Here is a 17204-nt window from a genome sequence, read left to right as displayed (position 1 = left end):
CTGGGGGGTGGCCGGGGGGGGACGCGGGGCGGGGGCGGGCACGCGCCCCGCCCCCCCCCCCCCCCCCCCCCCCCCCCCCCCCCCCCCCCCCCCCCCCCCCCCCCCCCCCCCCCCCCCCCGGCGGGCCGGTCCCGCCGACCGACGCCGCTCCGACCCCATCCACGTGACCCACCCCCACGCGACTGCGGCCCCGCCGCGCCCTCGAGGAGTTCTGCCATGCCCTCCGCACGCCTGACGCTCGACCCGCGCTTCACCGTCGGCGAGGTGCACCGCCGCGTCTTCGGCTCCTTCGTCGAGCACCTCGGCCGCTGTGTCTACGACGGCATCTACGAGCCGGGTCACCCCGCCGCCGACGCCGACGGCTTCCGGACCGACGTCCTCGAGCTGGTCCGCGAGCTGGGGGTCTCGACGATCCGCTACCCCGGCGGCAACTTCGTCTCCGGGTACCGGTGGGAGGACGGTGTCGGCCCGCGGGAGTCCCGGCCCCGCCGCCTGGACCTGGCCTGGCACTCGGTGGAGACCAACGAGGTCGGGCTGCACGAGTTCGCCCGCTGGAACGACAAGGTCGGCAGCGAGCTGATGCTGGCGGTCAACCTCGGCACCCGCGGCGTCCAGGAGGCGCTGGACCTGCTGGAGTACAGCAACGTCCGCTCCGGGTCGGCGCTGTCCGACCAGCGCGTCGCCGACGGCACCGTCGAGCCGTTCGACGTGCGGATGTGGTGCCTGGGCAACGAGATGGACGGGCCCTGGCAGCTGGGGCACCGCAGCGCCGAGGACTACGGCAAGCTCGCCAGCCAGACGGCGAAGGCGATGCGCCAGCTCGACCCCCGGGTGCAGCTGGTCGTGTGCGGCAGCTCCAACTCCGCGATGCCGACGTTCGGCGCGTGGGAGCGCACCGTCCTGGAGCACACCTACGAGGACGTCGACTACATCTCCTGCCACGCCTACTACGCCGAGAAGGACGGCGACCTGGCCGGCTTCCTGGCCTCGGCGGTCGACATGGACCGGTTCATCGAGTCCGTCGTGGCCACCGCCGACCACGTCAAGGCCGTGCTGCGCAGCGAGAAGACGATCGAGATCTCCTTCGACGAGTGGAACGTCTGGTACCAGGAGCGCTTCCACACCGAGGACCAGATCACCGACATCGAGCAGTGGCCCTACGCCCCGCGGCTGCTGGAGGACGTCTACTCCGTCGCCGACGCGGTGGTGGTCGGCAGCCTGCTGATCTCGCTGCTCAAGCACGCCGACCGGGTGACCTCGGCGAGCCTCGCCCAGCTGGTCAACGTCATCGCGCCGATCATGACCGAGCCCGGTGGCCCGGCCTGGCGGCAGACGACGTTCTTCCCGTTCGCGCTCACCTCCCGGCTCGCCCGCGGGAACGCGCTGCGGGTGGAGCTGTCGTCCGACACCTACGCCACGGCCCAGCACGGCGACGTGCCGCTCGTCGACGCCGTCGCCACGCACGACCCGGAGACCGGGCGGACGGCGCTGTTCCTGGTCAACCGGGCGATCGACGGGCCGGTGACGGTGACCGTCGACGCCGGTGCCCTCGGCGACGCCCGGGTGCTGGAGACCCACACGCTGCACGACGGGGACCCCTACGCGGCCAACACCCTGGCCGAGCCGACGCGGATCGCCCCGGGCGAGAACAAGAGCGCCGTGCTGGAGGGCGGCACCCTCACCGTGGAGCTGCCCCCGGTGTCCTGGACGGCCGTCTCCCTCGGCTGATCCTCCCGGTCGCACCCGCACACCCACCCACTCACGGAACCACCACACCAGGAGGACGCTCGATGGCGACCGTCACCTTCGACAGAGCAACGTGCGCGTACGCCGGGGCCGACCGCAGAGCGGTCGACGCGCTGGACCTGGAGGTGGCCGACGGGGAGTTCCTGGTCCTCGTCGGGCCCTCGGGGTGCGGCAAGTCGACGTCGCTGCGGATGCTCGCCGGCCTGGAGGACGTCACCGACGGCGCCATCCGCATCGGTGGCCGCGACGTCACCGACGTGCCGCCCAAGGACCGCGACATCGCGATGGTGTTCCAGAACTACGCGCTCTACCCGCACATGACCGTCGGGGACAACATGGGCTTCGCGCTCAAGATCGCCGGCGTCGGCAAGGACGAACGCGACCGCCGGGTCCGGGAGGCAGCCCAGCTGCTGGACCTGGCGGACTACCTGGACCGCAAGCCCCGGGCGCTGTCCGGTGGTCAGCGCCAGCGGGTGGCGATGGGCCGGGCGATCGTCCGGAGCCCGCAGGTGTTCCTGATGGACGAGCCGCTGTCGAACCTGGACGCGAAGCTGCGCGTGCAGACCCGCACCCAGATCGCCTCGCTCCAGCGCCGGCTCGGGGTCACCACGGTCTACGTCACGCACGACCAGGTCGAGGCGATGACCATGGGCGACCGGGTCGCAGTGCTCAAGGACGGGGTGCTGCAGCAGTGCGACGCCCCCGGGGTGCTCTACGACCGGCCGGCCAACGTCTTCGTCGCCGGCTTCATCGGTTCCCCGGCGATGAACCTGTTCGAGCTGCCGCTCACCGACGGGGGAGTCCGCTTCGGGGATCTCGTCCTCCCGGTCGGGCGGGACGTCCTCGCGCGGGTCCCCGGGAACACGGTGGTGCTCGGCGTCCGGCCGGAGGACCTCGCGCTCGCCGACCAGGGGGCCCGGGTGCAGGTCGACGTCGTCGAGGAGCTGGGCGCCGACGCCTACGTCTACGGCCGCACCGAGCAGGGCGGCGAGGAGCGCCCGATCACCGTCCGGGTCGACGGCCGGCGTCCGCCGCGGCGTGACACGGTCGTGCACGTCGCACCCCGGCCGGACCGCGTGCACCTGTTCGGCGCCGACGGGGCGCGGCTGGCGGGCTGATCCCGGTGCCCGCGGGGCCGGCTCCGGACCGGCCCCGCGCGGTCCGCCCTAGGCTGGTGCGGCCATGACGACCGACCCCCGCCGCGCGGTGCCGCGCACCGACGCCGTCCTCGCCGAACCACAGGTCGCCGCCGCCGTCGCCCGGCTGGGCCGGGACCTGGTCAAGGCAGCGGTGCAGACCGCGCAGCAGCAGGTGCGGGAGGGCGCGTTGCCGCCGGACGACGTCGTCGCGGCCGTGCTGGAGCGGCTGCCGGGCAGCGCGAGCAGCCTGCGCCCGGTGCTCAACGCCACCGGCGTGCTGGTGCACACCAACCTCGGCCGGGCGCCGCTGTCACCGGCCGCCGTCGAGGCCGTGGTCGCCGCCAGTGGCACGACCGACGTGGAGCTGGACCTCGCCACCGGCCGCCGCGGCCCGCGCGGGGAGGGGGCGCTCGGGGCGCTGCTGGCCGCCGTCCCGGCCGCCGAGGCCGCGCTAGTGGTCAACAACTGCGCCGCCGCGCTCGCCCTGGTCGCCACCGCGCTCGGCGGTGAGCTGGTCATCGCCCGCGGCGAGCTGGTGGAGATCGGTGACGGCTTCCGCATCCCCGAGCTGCTGGCCGCCACGGGCGCGCGGCTGCGCGAGGTGGGGACGACGAACCGGGTCTCCGTCGCCGACTACACCGGCGCGCTGGGGCCCGACACCGGTGCGGTGCTGAAGGTGCACCCGTCGAACTTCGTCGTCCGCGGGTTCACCCGGTCCGCCGACGTCACCGAGCTGTCCGCCGCGCTGGCCGGCACCGGCGTGCCGCTGGTGGCCGACGTGGGCAGTGGGCTGCTGCACCCGTACCCGCTGCTGCCCGACGAGCCGGACCTGCAGACCACCCTCGCCGACGGCGCCGACCTGGCGCTGTGCAGCGGCGACAAGCTCCTCGGCGGGCCGCAGGCGGGGATCGTGCTGGGCCGGGCGGAGCTGGTGCAGCGCCTGCGCCGGCACTCGCTCTACCGGGCGCTGCGGGTCGACAAGACCACCCTGGCCGCGCTGGAGGCGACGTTGCGCGGGCCGGTGCCCCCGGTGCGCCGGATGCTGGACGCCGACGTCGCGGGGCTGCGGGCCCGCGCCACCGCCGTCGCCGCGGCGCTGCGGGCGCACGGGGTCGAGGCGGAGGCGGTCGACGCGACCGCCCGGGTCGGGGGTGGAGGAGCCCCGGAGTTCGAGCTGCCCAGCGCCGCGGTGGCCGTGCCGCTGGCGTTCGCCGAGCCGTTGCGCGCCGCGAGCACCCCGGTGGTCGGCTACGCCGCCGGCGACCGGACCCACCTGGACCTGCGCAGCCTCGCCCCCGACGACGACGAGCGGCTGACCGCGATGGTGCGGGAGGTGGCGGCTGCGTGGACGTGATCGCCACCGCGGGCCACGTCGACCACGGCAAGTCGACGCTGGTGCGGGCGCTGACCGGGATGGAGCCCGACCGCTGGGAGGAGGAGCGCCGGCGCGGGCTGACCATCGACCTCGGGTTCGCCTGGACCACGCTGCCCGGCGGCCGCCGGCTGGCCGTGGTCGACGTGCCCGGCCACGAGCGGTTCGTCGGCAACATGCTCGCCGGCGTCGGCTCGGTGCCGGCCGCGCTGGTCGTGGTCGCGGCCGACGACGGCTGGTCGGCGCAGACCGCCGAGCACGTGGCCGTGCTGGACGCGCTGGGTGTGCGGCACGGTCTGCTCGCCGTCACCAAGGCCGACCTCGCCGACGCGGGCCCGGTGCTCGCCGACGCCGCGCAGCGCCTGGCCGACACCTCGCTGGGGCAGGTGCCCGCGGTGGCCGTCAGCGCCCGCACCGGCCAGGGCGTGCCCGAGCTGACCGCGGCCCTGGACGGCGTGCTGGCGGCCCTGCCGGCGCCCGACCCCGCCGCGGCGGTGCGGCTGTGGGTCGACCGGGCCTTCACCATCCGCGGCGCCGGCACCGTGGTCACCGGCACCCTGGCCGCCGGCACGGTGCGCACCGGCGACCGGTTCGCCCTGGGCGACCGGGAGGTGACCGTGCGCGGGCTGCAGTCGCTCGGGGCGCCGGTCGAGGCGGCGTCGGCGACCGCCCGGGTGGCGCTGAACCTGCGCGGGGTCGCGGTCGAGGAGATCGCCCGCGGCGACGCGCTGCTCACCCCGGGCGCGTTCCGCCGGACCGCCGAGGTCGACGTCTCCCTGGCCGCCCCTCCCGAGGACCGGCTGCCCGCCGAGCTCGTGGTGCACATCGGATCGGCCACCGTCGCCGCGCGGGTGCGCCCGCTGGACGGATCGGCGGTGCGGCTGCGGCTGAGCGCCGAGCTGCCGCTGCGGATCGGGGACCGGCTGCTGCTGCGCGACCCCGGCGCCCGCCGGGTGCTCGGCGCCGACGTGCGGGACGTCGACCCACCGGAGCTGCGCCGCCGCGGGGCGGCACGGACCCGCGGGGCCGAGCTGGCTGGGCAACCGACCGGGGAGGCCGGGGCGCTCGCCGACCTGCAGCGACGCCGGTTCGTGCGGCGGGCCGACTTCGTCGCGATGGGCTGGCCGGTGCCCGCCGGGGCGTCCGAGGTCGGCCCGTGGCTGATCGCCCCGGGGCTCGCCGACGAGCTGGCGGCCCGGGTGCCGCAGGTGGTGGCCCGGTACCGGCAGCTGCGCCCGCTGGAGACCGGGCCGCCGATCGCGGTCCTGCGGTCGGCGCTCGAGCTGCCCGACGCGGAGCTGGTGCCCGCCGTCGTGCGCCCGCCGCTGTCGCTGCGCGACGGCCGCGTCGTCGCCGGCTCCGCGGGGCTGCCCGCGCACGTGCAGCGGGCGGTCGACGACGTGCGGGCCCGGCTGGCCGGCGCCCCCTTCGCCGCCCCCGAGGCGCCTGACCTGGCCGCGGCCGGGCTCGGCCCGCGGGAGCTGGCTGCGGCGGTGCGCGACGAGCAGCTGGTCCGGATCGCCGAGGGGGTCTACCTGGCGCCGGGCGTGGCCGAGGAGGCGCGGCGGCGGCTGGCCGAGCTGCCGCAGCCGTTCACCCTCAGCGACGCGCGCAAGGCGTGGCAGACCACGCGCCGGGTCGCCGTCCCGCTGGCCGAGTGGCTGGACGCGCGCGGGGTGACCGTGCGGCAGCCGGACAACACCCGCCGGCTGCGCTGACCGGCGCCGGCCGGATCGGCGGCCGGCGCTGCGGCGTGGTCGGCCCGACGTCGCGGCGCACGCCCCTACGGTGACGCGGTGATCGACTTCGCCAACGGTTCCGTGTTCAAGCTCAGCCCGTGCAAACCGGACGACATCGCCCCGGCCGTGGCGCCGCTGATGATCCGGGGCGAGCAGGTCGTCGCCACGTTCAAGGGCGTCCGCGACTTCGTGGTCTTCACCGACAAGCGGCTCATCGCGGTCAACATCCAGGGCATCACGGGCAAGAAGCGGGACTTCACCTCGCTGCCCTACAGCAAGGTGCAGGCGTTCTCCGTGGAGACGGCCGGCACCTTCGACCTCGATGCCGAGCTCGACCTGTGGTTCAGCGGGCTGGGCAAGGTCCGGCTGGAGTTCAAGGGCAACGCCGACATCCGCCAGCTCGGTCAGATGATCGCGACCTACGTGCTCTGAGGGACGGCCCCGAGGTGGTCCGCCGGCGCTTGTGCTCTGCTCACCAGTGGTGAGCAGAGCACGAGCTCTGCGGGGGCATCAGTCCGCCGCGGGCACCCAGCGGGCCGGGCGCTTCTCCCGGAAGGCGGCCATGCCCTCCTGGCCCTCGTCCGAGGCGAAGGCGCGGGCCGAGATCTCCGCGAGGGCCGGAAGGGCCCCGGCGAGGTCGTGCCCGCCGCGCAGCAGCTGCTTGGTCACCGCCAGCGCTGCCGGCGCCCCGGCCGCCAGCGCGGTCACCTGGGCGGCCACGGTGGTGTCCACCGCGTCGTCGGCCACCGCGAGGTCGACGAGCCCGGTGGACGCCGCGGTGGCCGCGTCGAACACCTCGCCGGTGAGCATCAGCCGGTGCGCGGCGTGCGGCTGCATCCGCGGGCGGCAGACCGCCGAGATCACCGCCGGCACCAGCCCGAGCCGCACCTCGCTGAACGCGAAGGTCGCCGAGGCCCCGGCGACGACGACGTCGCAGGCCGCGGCCAGCCCCACCCCACCGGCCCGGGCCGGGCCGCGGACGACGGCGACCACCGGCTTGGGCGCGTGCCACAGCCGGGTCAGCAGCTCGGGAAACTCGCGCACCCCCTGGTCGCTGCTCGCCCCGCCGGTGGCCTCGCGCAGGTCCATGCCGGAGCAGAACACCCGCCCGGTGTGGTCGAGCACCACCACCCGGACGGCGTCGTCGGCCAGGGCGTCGTCCAGCGCGGTGCGGAGCTGGGCGCGCACGGCGCGGGAGAGGGCGTTGCGGTCGGCGGGGGAGTCCAGGGTCAGCCGGGCCACCCCGGCGGAGACGTCGACGGTGAGCACGCGGTCGTCGCTGGTCGCGGAGGTCACGCCCGGCATCTTGCCGGGAGCGGTCACACTGGGAGCAGCGATGACCACCACCCTTCCTCTCCTCGGCCAGACCCCGGCCCTCCCCGCGGATCCCTCGATGATCCCGGCATCCGCCCGGGACGGTCTGCCGACCACGCCCTTCGGGCTCTACGTGCACGTGCCGTTCTGCGCCACCCGCTGCGGCTACTGCGACTTCAACACCTACACCTCCGACGAGCTCGGCCCGGGCGCCAACCGCAGCGAGTACGCGGCCACCGCGATCGCCGAGCTGCGGCTGGCCGCCGAGGTGCTTGGGCCGGACCGGCCCGCGGTGCAGACGGTCTTCGTCGGCGGCGGCACCCCCACCCTCCTGCCGGCCGGTGACCTGGTCGCGGTGATGGACGCCGTCCGTGAGCTGTTCCCCGTCGCGCCGGACGTGGAGGTGACCACCGAGGCCAACCCGGAGTCGGTCACCCCCGAGTCCCTGGCCACGCTGCGGGCGGGCGGCTTCACCCGGATCAGCCTGGGCATGCAGTCCGCGGCCGAGCACGTGCTCGCCGTGCTGGACCGCCGGCACACCCCCGGCCGCGCGGTGCAGGCCGCGCACGAGGCGCGCGCCGCCGGCTTCGAGCACGTGAACCTCGACCTCATCTACGGTGCGCCGGGGGAGTCCGACGCCGACTGGCAGGCCTCGCTGGACGCCGTCCTGGCCGCGCCGGTCGACCACGTCAGCGCCTACGCGCTGATCGTCGAGCAGGGCACCAGGCTGGCCCGCCGGGTCGCCCGCGGCGAGCTGCCGATGCCGGACGACGACGTGCTGGCCGACCGCTACGAGCAGGCCGACCGGGCGTTCGGGCGGGCCGGGCTGGGCTGGTACGAGGTGTCGAACTGGGCGCGCGACCGCGCCGCCCGCTGCCGGCACAACGAGCTGTACTGGGCGAACGCGAACTGGTGGGGGATCGGGCCGGGTGCGCACTCGCACGTCGGCGGGCTGCGCTGGTGGAACGTCAAGCACCCGGCCGCCTACGCCGACCGGCTCGCCGCCGGCCTGCACCCGGCCGCCGACCGCGAGCTGCTGACCCCCGAGGACCAGGCGCTGGAGACGGTGATGCTCGGGCTCCGGCTGCGCGACGGGCTGCCGCTGACCGCACTCAGCGACGCCGGCCGGGCACGGGCCGCGGAGGCGTGCGTCCGCGGGCTGCTGGAGCCGGCGGCGCACACCGCCGGTCTGGCGGTGCTGACCGACCGCGGGCGGCTGCTCGCCGACGCCGTCGTCCGCGACCTGACGGACTAGCCGATCTCGTCCAGCGGCAGGCCGACGTAGAGCATGCCGATGAGCTCCCCGGCTGGGGAGTGCACGCCGGTGTACGCGGTGAAGTACTCCCGGCCGGCGACCATGGCCGGCCCGGTGTAGGTCTGCCCGGCCAGCACCGCGGCGAGCACCGGGTTCGGGCTGCCATCGGGGTTGGTGCGGGGGATGTAGGTGCCGATGTTGCGCCGCCCCGCCGGGGTGACCACCGACGTGGCCGCCCGGACCATGCTGCCCTCGGCGTCGAGCCGCTGGAAGAGCGTGCAGCTGCCGCCGACCTCGGCGACGACCGCGTCGACCAGCCGCGCCGGGCGGCGCGGGTCGTCGTCCCGGTCCACCGGCACGCCACCGAGCAGCAGCTCCGGGAGCGTCGCCCCGCGCGCGGCGTCGGTGGCCTGGTTGCGCACGGTCAGGCTCACCGCCTGCTCGCCCAGCTCCACGCCTCCGGCGTCGTCGAGCAGGTCCTGGGCGGTCGTCAGCGCCCGGCGGACGTAGGCCAGCCGCTGGCTGTCGGCGAGCTGCGCCACGGCGTCGGTGATCCGCGCCGAACCGCTCGCGGCCCGGTCGACGTTGTCCACCACCCGGTCGGTGGCGGCGCGCTGCTGGTCGACCGCGGCGCTGATCGCGTCCTGCGCCTCGGCGATGGACCCGAGCGTGCCGGTGATCCGCTGGATCGCGCTGACCGCCTGCCGGGTCTCGGACTGCACCGCCTCGATCTGCGAGCCGATGTCCGCCGCGGCCTGGGCGGTGCGGCTGGCCAGCTGCTTCACCTCGTCGGCGACGACGGCGAACCCGCGGCCCACCTCGCCGGCGCGGGCGGCCTCGACGAAGGCGTTGAGCGCCAGGAAGCGGCTCTGCTGGCTGATCGCGGAGATCAGCCGGACCATCTCGGTGATCGACTCGCTCGCCGTCTGCAGCGCGGCGATCCGCTCGTCGACGGCCTGGGCGTCGCGGACGGCCTCCTCGGCCACCGCCGAGGCGCGCGAGGTGCTGGCGGAGATGTCGGAGATCGCCGTCCGCAGCTCGGTGAGCGACTCCGCGGCCTCGCGCGAGGTGTCGGAGACCTCCCGGCTGGCCGAGGAGAGCACCCCGGCCTGCTTGGCCGCGGTCTCCAGCGTGCCGTCGTGCTCGGCCCGCCGGCGGGGACGGGCGGGCGGTGCCGGCGGCGGTTCGGCCGTCGTCGTCGCCGGCGGGGTGCTCCCAGCAGTGGACCAGCGCACGAACAGGCTCCTTCCGGCGCGCCCGAGCGCCACCGGCCGGACGTCGCGGGCACCGGGTGCGCCCGTGGGCAGCGCCCGGTCCTCCGACATGGACAGCAGTTCCGCCGGCAGGGCTCCGGTGACCGGCCGGCGGACCGCGAGGCGAATGCTAGGAGCTGGCAGCGTCGTTCTCCCGTCCCGGCGTGATGACGCGCCGACCCTGGGTGATCGACAGCGCGCGGGATCGTTCCCACCTGACGGATGTCAGACCGGGTCGACGACGTCTCGCACTGCCGCGGCCGCACCACCGGCCGCCAGGCTGGTCCCCGTGTCCGAGACCCCCGCCCTCGACATCGAGGGGCTGACCGTCCGGTACGGCGGCACCCTCGCCGTCGACGCCCTGGACCTGCGCATCGACGCCGGTGCGACCGTCGCCCTGCTCGGCCCGAACGGAGCCGGCAAGTCATCGACCGTGAACGCCGCGCTGGGCCTGTTCCGCCCGGCGGCCGGCCGGGTGCGGCTGCTCGGCCGGGAGCCGGATGCCGCGGTCCGCGCCGGTGCGGTCGGCGCGATGCTCCAGCACGGCGGGCTGCCCAGCGAGACGCGGGTGGGCGAGGTGCTCCGGCTCGTCGCCGGCCGGTACCCGGCGCCCTGGCCGCTGGCCGACCTGGCCGCCGTCACCGGCATCGACGGACTGCTCGGCCGGCGCACCGACGCGCTGTCCGGGGGGCAGCGCCAGCGGGTGCTGCTCGCCGTCGCGCTGATCGGGTCGCCACCGCTGCTCCTGCTGGACGAGCCGACCGCCGCCATGGACGTCGAGGCACGGCGGGCCTTCTGGGCGACGATGCGCGAGCTCGCCCGGCGCGGCCACACCATCGTCTTCGCCACCCACCACCTGGAGGAGGCCGAGGCGGTGGCCGACCGGGTGGTCGTCGTCGACGGCGGTCGGGTGGTCGCCGACGGCTCGGTCGCCGACGTGACGCGGGGGGCAGGGGACCGCACGGTCCGTTTCCGCTGCGACGGCCCGCGCGGCGAGCTGGCCGGGCTGCCCGGGGTCACCGGCGTGGGCGGCTCGGCCGACGTCGTCGAGCTGACCACCAGCGACCCCGAGGCGACGCTGCGCGCCTTGCTGTCCCGCTTCGACCGCCTCCCGGACCTGGAGGTCCGCGGCGCCAGCCTCGAGCAGGCGTTCCTCGCGCTGCTGAGCGGTCGCACCCCGACCCGGCCGACCACGGGAGCCGAGCGATGACCGATTTGCTGCTCTTCCAGCTGCGCCGCGTGGGGCGGAACGGGCAGTACCTGTTCTTCACCGTGCTGCTGCCGGCGCTGTTCACCGTCTTCTTCACCCGCGTGCTGGGTGGGCAGGCAGCTGACGGCTACCAGCAGCTGGCCGCCGGGACGATGATCTCGATGATGGCCTACGGGGCCATCGGCGCGGCCCTCGGCGCGACCATCCGGCTGGCCTTCGACCGCCGTTCGGGCTGGCTGCGGCAGCTGCGGGTCACGCCGGTGCCGACCTCGACGGTGTTCGCCGTCGACGTGCTGGTCGGCGCGCTGCTGGTGCTGCCCAGCCTGCTGGTGGTGGCCGGGGTCGGGCGGTTCGTCAACGGCGTCGAGTTGCCGCTGGCCACCTGGCTGGGGCTGATCGGCGTGCTGTGGGCCGGGTCGGTGGTGTTCGTGGCGCTGGGGCTGGCGATCGGGCTCGCCCTGGACGACCAGGCGGCCGGTGCGGCGATGGGCATCGTCGGTACGGCCCTCGCGGCGTTGGGCGGGCTGTGGATCCCGGTGGAGCTCTTCCCCGACGGCATGGTGGGCGTGGCGCACGCGATGCCCTCCTACTGGTACGGCGAGCTCGCCCGCGACCTCGCCGCCGGGACGCCGTCGGGCACGCCGGTGCTCGCGCTCGCCGGGTTCGGTGTGCTGTTCACCGTCGCCGCCCTTGTCGTGGCCCGCCGTCGTCCACTGCACGCGGTCGCCGGTTGAGCCGTCATGCGGACCCTGGGCGATAGCGTCGCCGCCGTGGAGACCGGCGGCCGGAACTGGCGGGGAGCGGTGTGGTCGCTGCCCTGGCTGTTCTTCCAGCTGTTCCCGATCGCCGACCTGGTCGGCACCCCGCGGCCGGCGAGCGTGGTCGTGCTGGCGGTGGCCGGGCTGGTGCTCTTCACCGCGACGTACCTCTACTGCGTGACCGCGCAGCCGGGCAGCGGCGGAGCCCGCTGGGACCTGGCGGTGCTGGCGGTGCTCGGGGTGGTGCTGGCCGTCTCCTTGGGCAGCGCGTGGGCCGGGCTGATGATCTACGTCTCGGCCGCGGCGTCGATGACGCTGCCGCACCGCTGGATCTGGCCCGTGGCCGGCGCGGCGGCCGCGGTGTCCGCCGCGGTGCTGGCGGTCAACGACGACTTCAGCCTCGCCGTCATCCCGGCGCTGTGCCTGCTCACCGCGTTCGCCATGCGCGGCATGCGGTACCTGATCACGGTCAACCGCGAGCTCACCGAGGCCCGCGAGGAGCTGGCCCGCAACGCCGTCGCGGAGGAGCGGCTGCGCTTCGCCCGCGACCTGCACGACCTGCTCGGGCACTCGCTGTCGCTGATCGCGCTCAAGAGCGAGCTGGCCCGCCGGCTGGCCGAGCGGGACCCGGCCCGAGCCGCGGCGGAGATGGGGGACGTCGAAGAGGCGGCCCGCCGGGCGCTGGCGGAGGTGCGCGACGCCGTCAGCGGCTACCGCCAGGTGAACGCCGCCCAGGCGCTGGCCGAGGCCCGGGCCGCGCTCACCGGCGCCGGCGTCGCCGTCCGGCTGCCCGACCGCGTGCCGGTCCTGCCGGGCACCGTGGACGCCGCGCTGGGCTGGGTCGTGCGCGAGGCGACGACGAACGTGCTGCGGCACAGCGGCGCCCGACGGGTGACCGTCTCGCTCACCGAGGACGGCGTCACCGCCGCGCTGGCCATCGAGGACGACGGGGCCGGGACCGGGGAGCGGATCCAGGTGGTCGGTGCGTCGTCGGGCTCGGGGCTGGCCGGGCTGCGGGAGCGGGTCGCCGCGCTGGGCGGCGAGCTCACCGCGGGCCCGGTGGACGACGGCGGCTGGCGGCTCGCCGTCCGCCTGCCGCTGCAGCCGGCCGGGGCGGCGGCCCGGTGATCAGGGTGCTGCTGGCCGAGGACCAGACGCTGGTGCGCGGGGCGCTGCGCGCGCTGCTGGACCTGGAGGAGGACATCGAGGTCGTCGCCGAGGTCGGCCGCGGCGACCAGGTCCTCGCCGCCGCCCGGGAGCACCGCCCCGACGTCGCCCTGCTGGACATCGAGATGCCCGGTCAGGACGGCATCGAGGCCGCGCGGGAGCTCGCCGGTGCGCTGCCGGAGGTGCGCGCGGTCGTGCTCACCACGTTCGGCCGGCCGGGGTTCCTGCGCCGGGCGATGGAGGTGGGCGCTGCCGGGTTCCTGGTCAAGGACTCCCCGGTGGCCGAGCTGGCGCGGTCGATCCGCGCGGTGGTGGCGGGGGAGCGGGTGATCGACCGCGACCTCGCCGCGGCGGCGCTGGCGATGGGCGCCACGCCGCTGTCGACGCGGGAGGCCGACGTGCTGCGAGCCGCGGCCGACGGGGCGACCGTCGCCGACATCGCCGGACGGCTGTTCCTCAGCGAGGGGACGGTGCGCAACTACCTGTCCGCGGCGATCGGCAAGACCGGCGCGCGCACCCGGGTGGAGGCCGCCCGGGTGGCCGAGGAGAAGGGCTGGCTCTAGCGGGGCTGGTCGAGGTCCAGCGCCGCGGCCCCCCCGCGGTGGGCACTCCACGGGCCGCTGCCCCAGGGGGCCGCGGTGTTGCCGGGGTCGCCGGACTGCGCGGGCAGCTCGGCGGTGTCCGGCGCCGCGTGCCGGGGGGCCGGCTCGCGCATGAGGGTGTCGAGGTCCAGCACCCGGACGTGGATGACGTTGCGCTGCTGCAGCGCCGCCCGCAGCGCGCGGTGCAGCCCGTCCTCCAGGTACATCTCGCCGTGCCACTGGACGGCGTGCGGGAACAGGTCGCCGTAGAAGGTGGAGTCGTCGGCCAGCAGGGCGTCCAGGGCCAGCTCGCGTTTGGTCGTGACCAGCGTGTCGAGCCGGATCTGCCGGGGCGGGATCATCGCCCAGTCACGGGTGGAGAAGTTGTGGTCGGGATACGGCCGCCCGTCCCGCACCGCCTTGAAGATCAGAGCTGGTCCTCCCGTTCCCCCGGACACCCCCGCAGGGGTGCTCACGACCGACGTCCACCCTAGTGGGCCGGGCCCCGTCACGCCGATGGCCGGGACAGCACCGGTGACCGCGACGGCGCCGGGCGCCCGGGGCCACCGCGAGCCGGAGGACGGCGGGGGAGTGCGGTCGTATGCTGGCACTCGGCTCGCGCGAGTGCCAGGACGCGTCCTGGCCGGCCGTGCGCGGGCCCGTCGAACCGGTACGGGAGGTGTCAGCCGTGGCGCACGACGACCGGCGCCTGCGGGTGCTGCGAGCCATCGTCCAGGACTACGTCTCCACCAACGACCCGGTGGGGAGCAAGGCGCTGGCGGCCCGGTACGACCTCGGGGTGTCCCCGGCCACCATCCGCAACGACATGGCGGTGCTGGAGGAGGAGGGCTACATCACCCAGCCGCACACCAGCGCCGGGCGGGTGCCCACCGACAAGGGCTACCGGCTGTTCGTCGACCGGCTGTCCTCGGTCAAGCCGCTGTCGGCCGCCGAGCGGCGGGCCATCGAGCGCTTCCTCGACGGCGCCGTCGACCTGCACGACGTGCTCGGCCGCAGTGTCCGGCTGCTGGCCCAGCTCACCCGCCAGGTCGCCGTCGTGCAGTACCCGACGCTGTCGCGGAGCGCCGTCCGGCACCTCGAGCTCGTGCCGCTGACCAGCAGCCGGCTGCTCATGGTGCTCATCACCGACACCGGCCGGGTCGAGCAGCGCGTCGTCGACACCCCGGACGACGTCGAGCCCGACACCGTCGCCGAGCTGCGCACGCTGCTCAACGCCGCCTTCACCGGCAAGAAGCTCGCCGAGGCGAGCGACACGGTCGGAGACCTGGTCGAGAACGCCCGGCCGCAGCTGCGGCCGCTGGTCGCCGCGGTCAGCGCCACCCTGCTGGAGACGCTGGTCGAGCCCTCGGAGGACCGGCTGGTCATCGGCGGCACGGCGAACCTCGCGCAGGGCAGCGCGCTGGACTTCCCGGGCACCTTCCGCCCGCTGCTGGAGGCCCTGGAAGAACAGGTGGTCGTCCTGCGGTTGATGGCCGAGGTGGGCCCGAGCACGGTGACGGTGAGCATCGGTGAGGAGAACGAGCACGAGGCGTTGACCGCCGCGTCGTTCGTCTCCGTGGGCTACGGGTCCGGCGACCAGGCGCTCGGCGGCCTCGGCGTCGTCGGCCCCACCCGGATGGACTACGCAGGCAACATGGCCGCGGTACGAGCCGTGGCCCGCTACGTCGGCCACCTGCTGGCCGAGAGCTGAGGACGGGACAAGACTGCATGGCGACCGACTACTACGGCGTGCTGGGCCTGGCCCCCGGAGCGACCGACTCCGACATCAAGAAGGCCTACCGCCGGCTGGCGCGGGACCTCCACCCCGACGTCAACCCCGCCCCGGAGGCCAAGGAGCGCTTCGGGGAGGTCAGCCGCGCCTACGAGGCGCTGACCGACCCGGAGAAGCGCCGCATCGTCGACCTCGGCGGCGACCCGTACGACACGAACGGCGGCCGGGGCGGCAGTCCGTTCGGCAACGCCGGCTTCGGCGGGCTCGGCGACATCATGGACGCCTTCTTCGGCGGCACCGGAGCCGCGCGCGGACCGCGCGGCCGGGTCCGTGAGGGCAGCGACGCGCTCATCCGGGTCGAGCTCGACCTCGCCGAGACGGTCTTCGGGACGACGACGGAGATCACCGTCGACACCGCGGTGGTCTGCGACGTCTGCACCGGCGCCGGCACCGCCCCGGGCACCCACCCCGAGACCTGCCCCACCTGCAACGGCCGCGGCGAGGTGCAGAGCGTGCAGCGCTCCTTCCTCGGCCAGGTCATCGCCAGCCGCCCCTGCCCGACCTGCCAGGCCACCGGCCAGGTCATCCCGAACCCGTGCGGGCAGTGCGGCGGTGACGGCCGGGTCCGCGCCCGCCGCACCATCCCGGTGAAGATCCCCGCCGGCGTCGAGGACGGCATGCGCATCCGGCTGGCCGGCCACGGCGAGGTCGGCCCCGGTGGCGGCCCGGCGGGTGACCTCTACGTCGAGGTGCACGAGCGCCCGCACGACGTCTTCACCCGCGACGGCGAGGACCTGCACTGCCGGGTCACGCTGCCGATGACCGCCGCCGCGCTGGGCACCACGCTCAAGCTGGAGACCCTCGACGGCAACGAGGATCTCGACATCCGGCCCGGTACCCAGTCCGGCAGCGTGCTCACCCTGCGCGCGCACGGCGCCCCGCGGCTGCGCGGCACCGGCCGGGGCAACCTGCTGGTGCACATCGACGTGCAGACCCCCAGCCGGCTCGACGAGCGCCAGCAGGAGCTGCTGCGCGAACTCGCGGCGCTGCGCGGCGAGGACCTCGCCGACGGCGCCGCGGCCAACCACGGCGGCGGCCTGTTCTCCCGGGTGCGCGACGCGTTCAACGGCCGATGAGCGAGGCCCCGGACGCGCCCGCCGCCGACGGTGCCCCCCTCTTCCTGCTCGACCAGGTGCCCGACGGCGACGTCGTCACCGTGGACGGCGCCGAGGGGCGGCACGCCGTCGACGTGCTGCGGCTGACCTCCGGCGAGCGGGTCAAGGTCGCCGACGGCCGCGGCCTGCTCGTCGAGGGCACGGTCACCGCGGCCGGCCCCGGCGGGCTGCAGGTGCAGGTGGAGGCCCGACACGAGGTGCCCGCCCCGCAGCCGGAGTTCGTGCTGGTCCAGGCACTGCCCAAGGGCGACCGCGGCCCGCTCGCCGTCGACCTCGCCACCGAGCTGGGCGTGGACCGGATCGTGCCGTGGACGGCGGCCCGCTGCGTCACCCGCTGGCGCGATGACCGGGTGGAGAAGGGCCTGGCCAAGTGGCGCTCGGCCGCCCGCGCCGCCAGCAAGCAGGCCCGCCGGCCGCGGGTGCCCGAGGTGACCGAGCCGATGACCACCCGGCAGGTGGTCGGCCTGCTCGCCGACGTCGACCTGATCCTGGTGCTGCACGAGCAGGCGCGGGAGCCCTTCGCCCGGGTCGAGGTGCCGGCCACCGGCACGGTCGCCGTGGTCGTCGGCCCCGAGGGCGGGCTCACCGACGGCGAGGTGGTGGCCTTCCGCGCCGCCGGTGCCCGCTCGGTGCGGCTGGGCGCCGAGGTGCTGCGCACGTCCACCGCCGGCGCCGCCGCGCTGGCGGCCCTGTCCGCCCGTACCCGCTGGGCCTGACGCGCTGTCCATCATCGGCGATGGGCTGCTCGACACGCCGGCGGGGG

16 protein-coding genes are annotated in these 17204 nt (G+C 75.7%); 13 read left to right on the top strand and 3 right to left on the bottom strand.

The annotated features are described in order from the left end of the window. Nucleotides 1–216 precede the first annotated feature (216 nt). The 5 genes from arfA to ACI79A_RS16760 all read left to right on the top strand — a co-directional run bounded on the left by arfA (nucleotide 217) and on the right by ACI79A_RS16760 (nucleotide 6428). Nucleotides 217–1728 (top strand): arabinosylfuranosidase ArfA, encoded by a 1512-nt coding sequence (arfA, locus tag ACI79A_RS16780; protein WP_457084894.1) that lies wholly within the window; start codon nucleotides 217–219, stop codon nucleotides 1726–1728. A gap of 62 nt (nucleotides 1729–1790) precedes the next feature. After that, nucleotides 1791–2864 (top strand): ABC transporter ATP-binding protein, encoded by a 1074-nt coding sequence (locus ACI79A_RS16775; protein WP_457084893.1) that lies wholly within the window; start codon nucleotides 1791–1793, stop codon nucleotides 2862–2864. 64 nt (nucleotides 2865–2928) lie between these two features. Beyond that, nucleotides 2929–4239 (top strand): L-seryl-tRNA(Sec) selenium transferase, encoded by a 1311-nt coding sequence (gene selA, locus ACI79A_RS16770; protein WP_457084892.1) that lies wholly within the window; start codon nucleotides 2929–2931, stop codon nucleotides 4237–4239. Next, nucleotides 4230–5975 (top strand): selenocysteine-specific translation elongation factor, encoded by a 1746-nt coding sequence (gene selB / locus ACI79A_RS16765; RefSeq protein ID WP_457084891.1) that lies wholly within the window; start codon nucleotides 4230–4232, stop codon nucleotides 5973–5975. The genes selA and selB overlap by 10 nt, the downstream gene beginning before the upstream one ends. Nucleotides 5976–6053: 78 nt before the next feature. After that, on the top strand, nucleotides 6054–6428 hold the full coding sequence (locus ACI79A_RS16760; protein WP_457084890.1) for a PH domain-containing protein: 375 nt from the start codon (nucleotides 6054–6056) through the stop codon (nucleotides 6426–6428). 78 nt (nucleotides 6429–6506) lie between these two features. Here the strand turns inward: ACI79A_RS16760 and ACI79A_RS16755 are convergent, their stop codons facing one another. Then, entirely contained in the window at nucleotides 6507–7292 is a 786-nt protein-coding gene (locus ACI79A_RS16755; protein WP_457084889.1) for an enoyl-CoA hydratase-related protein, read from the bottom strand. 40 nt (nucleotides 7293–7332) lie between these two features. Here ACI79A_RS16755 and hemW point away from each other — a divergent pair, with 40 nt between their 5' ends. After that, nucleotides 7333–8565, top strand: a complete 1233-nt coding sequence (gene hemW, locus ACI79A_RS16750; protein ID WP_457084888.1) for a radical SAM family heme chaperone HemW — start codon at nucleotides 7333–7335, stop codon at nucleotides 8563–8565. On the opposite strand, the gene ACI79A_RS16745 is transcribed toward hemW, so the two are convergent. Continuing rightward, nucleotides 8562–9890 (bottom strand): Cache 3/Cache 2 fusion domain-containing protein, encoded by a 1329-nt coding sequence (locus ACI79A_RS16745; protein ID WP_457084887.1) that lies wholly within the window; start codon nucleotides 9888–9890, stop codon nucleotides 8562–8564. The genes hemW and ACI79A_RS16745 overlap by 4 nt on opposite strands. 217 nt (nucleotides 9891–10107) lie before the next feature. On the opposite strand from ACI79A_RS16745, the gene ACI79A_RS16740 reads away from it, so the two are divergent. From ACI79A_RS16740 to ACI79A_RS16725, 4 genes are read left to right on the top strand one after another with little or no spacing between them, the layout of a single operon-like run. Next, on the top strand, nucleotides 10108–11028 hold the full coding sequence (locus ACI79A_RS16740; RefSeq protein WP_457084886.1) for an ABC transporter ATP-binding protein: 921 nt from the start codon (nucleotides 10108–10110) through the stop codon (nucleotides 11026–11028). Beyond that, nucleotides 11025–11762, top strand: coding sequence for an ABC transporter permease (locus ACI79A_RS16735; RefSeq protein WP_457084885.1), 738 nt, complete (start codon nucleotides 11025–11027; stop codon nucleotides 11760–11762). The genes ACI79A_RS16740 and ACI79A_RS16735 overlap by 4 nt, the downstream gene beginning before the upstream one ends. A 6-nt stretch (nucleotides 11763–11768) precedes the next feature. Next, nucleotides 11769–12914: a sensor histidine kinase gene (locus ACI79A_RS16730; RefSeq protein WP_457084884.1), complete on the top strand. Its 1146-nt coding sequence runs from the start codon at nucleotides 11769–11771 to the stop codon at nucleotides 12912–12914. Further along, nucleotides 12911–13516 (top strand): response regulator, encoded by a 606-nt coding sequence (locus ACI79A_RS16725; RefSeq protein ID WP_457084883.1) that lies wholly within the window; start codon nucleotides 12911–12913, stop codon nucleotides 13514–13516. Before ACI79A_RS16730 ends, ACI79A_RS16725 begins: the two co-directional genes overlap by 4 nt. Here the strand turns inward: ACI79A_RS16725 and ACI79A_RS16720 are convergent. Then, nucleotides 13513–14010: a type II toxin-antitoxin system VapB family antitoxin gene (locus ACI79A_RS16720; protein ID WP_457084882.1), complete on the bottom strand. Its 498-nt coding sequence runs from the start codon at nucleotides 14008–14010 to the stop codon at nucleotides 13513–13515. The two genes, ACI79A_RS16725 and ACI79A_RS16720, sit on opposite strands and share 4 nt — an antisense overlap. A 212-nt stretch (nucleotides 14011–14222) precedes the next feature. Here ACI79A_RS16720 and hrcA point away from each other — a divergent pair, with 212 nt between their 5' ends. From hrcA to ACI79A_RS16705, 3 genes are read left to right on the top strand one after another with little or no spacing between them, the layout of a single operon-like run. Beyond that, nucleotides 14223–15245: a heat-inducible transcriptional repressor HrcA gene (gene hrcA / locus ACI79A_RS16715; RefSeq protein ID WP_457084881.1), complete on the top strand. Its 1023-nt coding sequence runs from the start codon at nucleotides 14223–14225 to the stop codon at nucleotides 15243–15245. A 17-nt stretch (nucleotides 15246–15262) separates the two neighbouring features. Continuing rightward, nucleotides 15263–16402, top strand: coding sequence for a molecular chaperone DnaJ (dnaJ, locus tag ACI79A_RS16710; RefSeq protein ID WP_457084880.1), 1140 nt, complete (start codon nucleotides 15263–15265; stop codon nucleotides 16400–16402). Continuing rightward, on the top strand, nucleotides 16399–17157 hold the full coding sequence (locus ACI79A_RS16705; RefSeq protein ID WP_457084879.1) for a 16S rRNA (uracil(1498)-N(3))-methyltransferase: 759 nt from the start codon (nucleotides 16399–16401) through the stop codon (nucleotides 17155–17157). The genes dnaJ and ACI79A_RS16705 overlap by 4 nt, the downstream gene beginning before the upstream one ends. The last annotated feature ends 47 nt before the right edge of the window (nucleotides 17158–17204 follow it).

The sequence above is a fragment of the Modestobacter sp. SYSU DS0657 genome (genome assembly GCF_054050925.1).
The sequence above is the reverse complement of the archived record's forward strand: the minus strand, read 5'-3'. Positions and strand labels throughout refer to the sequence as shown.